General features: G+C 68.1%; 6 protein-coding genes. All 6 read left to right on the top strand.

Annotated elements, in window-relative coordinates; all coding sequences use genetic code 11:
- Positions 1-745 (top strand): M16 family metallopeptidase (locus K789_RS0109820; protein WP_024366603.1); only part of this gene is annotated, 745 nt, incomplete at its 5' end.
- 206 nt (positions 746-951) lie between these two features.
- Positions 952-1,437, top strand: coding sequence for a DUF1579 family protein (locus K789_RS0109825; RefSeq protein WP_024366604.1), 486 nt, complete (start codon positions 952-954; stop codon positions 1,435-1,437).
- Positions 1,438-1,700: 263 nt separating this feature from the next.
- Positions 1,701-2,897: a substrate-binding domain-containing protein gene (locus K789_RS0109830; protein ID WP_024366605.1), complete on the top strand. Its 1,197-nt coding sequence runs from the start codon at positions 1,701-1,703 to the stop codon at positions 2,895-2,897.
- 111 nt (positions 2,898-3,008) lie between these two features.
- The gene (locus K789_RS0109835; RefSeq protein ID WP_024366606.1) at positions 3,009-3,773 is read left to right on the top strand and encodes an ABC transporter ATP-binding protein; all 765 of its coding nucleotides are present in this window, start codon (positions 3,009-3,011) and stop codon (positions 3,771-3,773) included.
- Entirely contained in the window at positions 3,770-4,549 is a 780-nt protein-coding gene (locus K789_RS0109840; protein ID WP_024366607.1) for an ABC transporter ATP-binding protein, read from the top strand. Before K789_RS0109835 ends, K789_RS0109840 begins: the two co-directional genes overlap by 4 nt.
- On the top strand, positions 4,546-5,421 hold the full coding sequence (locus K789_RS0109845) for a branched-chain amino acid ABC transporter permease (protein ID WP_024366608.1): 876 nt from the start codon (positions 4,546-4,548) through the stop codon (positions 5,419-5,421). Before K789_RS0109840 ends, K789_RS0109845 begins: the two co-directional genes overlap by 4 nt.
- The last annotated feature ends 15 nt before the right edge of the window (positions 5,422-5,436 follow it).

Below are 5,436 nucleotides of genomic sequence, written 5' to 3' on the forward strand. Positions count from 1 at the left end.
CCGCCGCTACTACCGCCCGGACGAGCTCGTCATCACCGCCGCCGGGGGACTGGACCACGACGTTGTCTGCGGACTTGTCGTGGCGGCCCTGCACTCCGCCGGCTGGAGCCTGGAGCCGGACGCGGCACCGGTGCAGCGCCGCTCCACCGACCGGGCCGCCATCACCGGCACCGCAGGACTGCACGTGGTGAAGCGTCCGGTGGAGCAGGCCAACATCATCATGGGCTGCCCCACCATCGTCGCCACCGACGACCGCCGCTTCGTGATGAGTGTGCTCAACGCCGTGCTCGGCGGCGGCATGTCCTCCCGGCTGTTCCAGGAAGTCCGCGAGAAGCGCGGGCTGGTGTACTCCACCTACTCCTTCGCCTCCTCCTACGCTGATGCCGGCTACTTCGGCATGTATGCCGGCTGCACGCCGTCGAAAGTCCGGCAGGTCGTGGACCTGCTCGGCGCAGAACTCGACAAACTGGCCTGGGGAGGGATCTCCGAGGAGGAACTCCGCAAGGCCGTCGGGCAGCTGTGCGGCGGCATCGTCCTGGCGCTCGAGGACACCGGTTCGCGGATGTCCCGGCTGGGCCGCGCCGAACTCGTTTCCGGTGAATACCAGGACATCGACGAGACCTTGCGCCAGATCAAGGCCGTGACCGCGGCCGAAGTCCAGGAACTCGCCCGCGAACTCGCGGCCGCCCCGCGGACCGTCACGGTGGTGGGTCCCTTCGAGGAAACAGAGACCTTCGGCCTCTGAGGTGTGCCGCTGCCCTCTGGCTGCCCTCTGGCTGCCCTCTGGCCGCCCTCCCGCCTCCGACCGCCGGCCCCGCAGGCCCCTGAGCTGGGCCTGCACCGGCCGGAGCGGTGTACCCGCACCTAGACACGGCAGGCGGCGCCGCGTGATGATGGGGACGGGGTCACTCGGGAGGACCCCCACCTGGAAGGGAACCCTGAAAGGAAAAAATGGACCGGCCGCTGCCAGGCAGTGCCCACGAGGCGCTTGAGTCGTTCCTGGGGCATTGGGTGGGAACCACGCAGTGGCAGTCCACGCCCTGGGGCCCGGCCCGTGAGGCCGCCGTCGAACTGACGTTTGCCCGCGCGGCCGCAGGGCTGGCCGTTACCTACAGCTACCGGCACACTGATTCAGACGGCACCCGCACCGAAGGCCACGGTGTCTTCACCATGGACCCGTCCCGGCTGGACACCCTCTGGTACCACGTCAACAGCATGGGGCTGCCCCCGGAGGCGCCCGCGCGTGCCAGCTGGCAGGACGGCACCCTCACCATGGAACGGCGCAGCGACCGCGGCACGTCCCGGCACACGTTCCGGGTGGACGACGGCGTGCTGACGCACAGCGCCGGGCTCCGGCTCGGTTCCGCGAGCGAATTCACGCCCTTTATGACCTCGGTCTGCCACCGCGCGGCCGAGGGCACCGCCGTCCCCGCCTGACGCTCCCCAGCCGACCGCCCGAGAGGCTCCTTCCCCTGATGGGAGGGAGCGTCGGACGTTCCCGCTCCTGATCTGAGGGAGCGCCGGACGTTCCCTCACCCAACAAACGTTGCCATAACGTTGCAAAGCCGCCCTAGAAATCCGTTGACACGCCCTGAGCTGCCCCATAGATTTGCCGTAATCTGAATCACCTTTCAGGTTCAGCGCACTTCCTGCTCAGATCTCCTGCTCAGATTCCGCGGATTCTCAACGAAAGGCATCCCGTGAAGGATACAAAGAAGTTCCTAATGGCCGCCGTTATGGCCACCGGGCTGGCCCTCAGCGCCTGCGCGCCCACTGCCGGCAGCGCAGCGCCGGCAGAATCGGGCGGCACCAAGGCCGCCGAACCGGTCAACGTCGGCATCATCTACTCCAAGACCGGCCCGCTGGCGGCCTACGGCGCCACCTACTATGAGGGCCTGCAGGCGGGCATCGACCACGCCACCGGCGGGACCGGCGCCGTCAACGGCGCCAAGATCAACCTCACCTACGCCGACGACGGCGGCGATCCGGACAAGGCCGTCACGGCTGCCAAGGACCTGATCGGCAAGGGCTACAAGATCATCGGCGGGACCGTTGTCTCGGGCATCGCGCTCAAGCTCTCGGAACAGGCCGCACAGAACAAGGTCCTGTATATCTCCGGACCCGCCGCCACCGACGCCATCCAGGGCATCAACAAGTACACCTTCCGCTCGGGCCGCCAGAGCCTGCAGGACGTGGCCACCGCCGGTTCCTTCATCGACACCAAGGGCAAGAAGGTGGTCGTGTTCGCGCAGGACAACGCCTTCGGCCAGGGCAACGTCGCAGCTGTCAAGGCCGTCCTCGGAGCCAAGGGCGCCACCGTCGAATCCGTCCTGGTTCCGGACGGACAGGAGCTCACCCCCTTCGCCCGCCAGCTCATCGACGCGAAGCCGGACATGGTCTTCGTGGCCTGGGCCGGGGCAACGTCCGGCACCATGTGGCAGACCCTGAGCCAGCAGGGCGCCTTCGACGCCGCCCCGATCGTCACCGGGCTCGGCGACGCCGCCACCTTCGGCGCCTACGGTGAGGCCACGGCCAAGATCAGCTTCCTGAACCACTACTTCCCGGGCGCCTCCGGGACCGAGGTGGAGAAGAAGATGATCGCGTCGGTCGAGAAGGCCGGCAAGAAGGCCGACCTCTTCACCCCAGACGGCTTCGTGGCCGGCCAGATGATTGTCCAGGCCATCAAGGAGGGCGGCTCCGACGCCGACGCCATGGTCAAGGCACTCGAGGGCTTCAGCTTCGACGGCCCCAAGGGCAAGGAAACAGTCCGCGCCTCGGACCACGCCCTGGTCCAGGACATGTACCAGGTCAAGCTCGTCCAGACAGGCGGCACCTGGGCCCCCGAGCTCATCAAGGTGGTCCCGGGCGACACGGTCGCCCCGCCGGAAAAGAAGTAGCCCGACGCGGCGCTGTGCCGCACAACGCTGCGGGACTCTGCAGAACGCTGCACTCCATGGCACGGCGCCGCACACCACCCTCACGGCCCAGCGAAAACACAAAGGACCCGCATGAATTCCCCAGCCCTGCCCGCCCTCGCGGTGGACGGCCTCGGTCTGCAGATCGGCGGTGCGCGCATCCTCCAGGACGTGGGCTTCGCCATCGGCACCGGCGAAATGGTCGGTGTCATCGGCCCCAACGGTGCCGGCAAGACCACCCTGTTCAACCTGATTTCGGGCGTGATGCGGCCCACCGAGGGCAGCATCACACTGAACGGCAGGGAGATCACGGCCGATCCGGTCCACCGCCGGGCCCGGGCAGGGCTGGGCCGGACCTTCCAGACCTCCAACCTGTTTCCCCGGCTCAGCGTGCTGGAAAACGTTAGGCTCGCCGCCCAGGCGAAACTCGGCGGCAGCTTTAGCATCCTGCGCTTCCCGTCCGCCTCCGACGAGGCCACCCGCATTGCCCGCAGCACCATCGAGGAAGTCGGGCTCACCGGCCAGCTCACGACGGCGGCGGGGGACCTCTCACACGGCGAGAAACGCAAGGTGGAGATCGCCGTGCTCCTGGCGACGGACCCCGCCGTCGTACTCCTGGACGAGCCGATGGCCGGGGTGGCGTCGGGGGACGTCCCGTCCCTCACCGCGATCATCCGCGGAATGCACCGGGACCGCGGCTGCACCGTGATGATGGTGGAGCACCACATGGACGTGGTCCTGGGCCTCGTGGACCGGGTGGCCGTGATGCACCACGGCAGGCTGCTCGCCCTGGACAGCCCGGAGGCCGTGATGTCGGACCCGACCGTCCAAAGTGCCTACCTTGGAGAACCCGTATGACCGCCGCAGCGGACCCCCGCCCGATTCTCAGACTTGAGGGCCTCACCGCCCATATCGCCGGACAGCAGGTCGTGGAGGACGTTTCCTTCACCGTCCCGGCCACCGGCATCACCGCGCTGCTGGGCCGCAACGGCGTCGGGAAAACCAGCACCATCAAGGCCATCATCGGCCTGATCGACCGCACCGGAACCGTGGAGCTTGACGGTGTGCGGATCGAGAAGGAGCCGACGTTCAAGATCATCCGCAGCGGGGTGGGCTACGTCCCTGAGGACCGTGAAGTGTTCTCCAAACTCACGGTGGCGGAAAATCTCCGGCTCGCCGAACGCGACGCCGCACCCCGGCGCCAGCTCGTCGAGGAACTCTTTCCCGACCTGCTGGCCCGGTCAGCCCAGATGGCGGGCACGCTCTCCGGCGGCCAGCAGCAGATGGTCTCGCTGGCCCGCGCGCTGCTGAACACCAACAAGATCCTGCTCGTCGACGAACCCACCAAGGGCCTGGCCCCGAAGATCGTCGCCGAGGTCGCCGAAACCCTTGCCGAAGCCGCCAGGACCGTCCCCATCCTCCTGGTCGAGCAGAACCTGCACGTGGTCCGGCAGCTCGCCGCGGGCGCCGTCGTCCTCTCCGGCGGCCGGGTGGTCCACACCGGCAGCGCCCTGGAATTCCTCGACGACGCCGAGCTGACCCAGCGCCTGCTGGGTGTCTCCGCGGAGGGCCACGCACGGGAGAGTACTGGGAAAACAGCCGAAACACCGGCCGGGAAAGGCGCCGCCCTGTGAGTACCGTCGTCCTCCTGCTCTTCACCGGCCTGGGCCTGGGGGCCCTTTACTTCCTCGTGGCCGCCGGCCTGTCCCTGATCTACGGGCTGATGGGCGTGCTCAACTTCGCGCACGGCGCGTTCCTCACCCTCGGAGCCTTCACCGGCTGGGAAATCGCCCGCCGGACGGGGTCCGACAACTGGGGGACGTTCCTGCTGTCCCTCCTGGTCGGGGCCGCGGCCGGGGCCGCGTTTGCCGCCTTCACCGAGTTCGTCCTGATCCGCCGGCTGTACCAGCGGCACATCGAACAGGTCCTCATCACGGTGGGACTCTCGCTCGCCGCGGTTGCCCTCTTCGACGGCATCTGGGGCACCGATCCGGTGTTCATCCAGGGACCCGCCTGGTTCAAGGACACCACCGAGATCCTGGGCGCCCGCGTCCCCAATGACCGGTTTGTCTGCATCATCGCCGCCGTCCTGGTGCTGCTGGCCCTGGTGTTCTTCCTGAAGAACACCCGCTACGGCATGATCATCCGGGCCGGCGTCGAGAACCGCTCCATGGTGACGGCCCTCGGCATCGACGTCCGGAAGGCCTTCACTCTCGTCTTTACGATCGGCGGTGCCGCCGCGGGGCTGGGCGGCGTTCTGGCCTCGCACTACTTCGGCTACGTCTCGCCGATGCTGGGCGGCTCGCTGCTGATCTTCGCCTTCATCGTCACCGTGATCGGCGGACTGGGCTCGCTGACCGGCGCGGCCATTGCCGCCGTCGCCGTCGCCGTCCTGCAGCAGTTCGCGAACTTCTACCTCGGCGGCACCGGCGACTTCGTCGTCGTGCTGGCCCTGGCGCTTGTGCTGCTGTTCCGTCCCTCCGGCCTGCTCGGGAGAACCTCATGACCACCGATACCGACG

It is taken from the genome of Arthrobacter sp. TB 26 (assembly GCF_000427315.1).
GTDB lineage: Bacteria > Actinomycetota > Actinomycetes > Actinomycetales > Micrococcaceae > Arthrobacter.